This window comes from Parachitinimonas caeni, assembly GCF_030129945.1.
Classification (GTDB): Bacteria; Pseudomonadota; Gammaproteobacteria; order Burkholderiales; family Chitinimonadaceae; genus Parachitinimonas; species Parachitinimonas caeni.
On sequence record NZ_JARRAF010000216.1, the window covers coordinates 1 to 378 of the forward strand.

Sequence of the window (378 nt, forward strand, 5' to 3'; positions counted from 1 at the left end):
GCCTGCGGTGGGAAGGGGAGACGGTCTACCGGCATGACGAAGCGGGCCATGACACGGGGTTTGGCTGGGACGCGGCCAGCCAGCACTATGTCGCCGCAGACGGCAGCCTGGCCAGCCTGCAGCGCGAAGGCGACCAGCTGGTGTGGCGACTGGGCGAGGTGACCGAGCGATTTCATGGGCAGAGTGGCCAGTTGCAACAACGGCTGGGGACGAGTGGACATACCGACTACCACTACCATGCCGATGGTCGGCTCGACCGGGCAGACAGTGACCACGGCGCCCACGCCCGTTACGACTACGATGCCTCAGGCAGGCTGAACGGGGTGGTGGTGGCACTGGATGGCAGCGGTGACACCAGCCGCCACTTCTACGACGCCC

General features: G+C 66.7%; 1 protein-coding gene. It reads left to right on the top strand.

All coding sequences use genetic code 11. The features are described from left to right. Positions 1-378: hypothetical protein (locus tag PZA18_RS24380; protein WP_284103478.1), on the top strand; the 378-nt coding region annotated here is incomplete at both ends.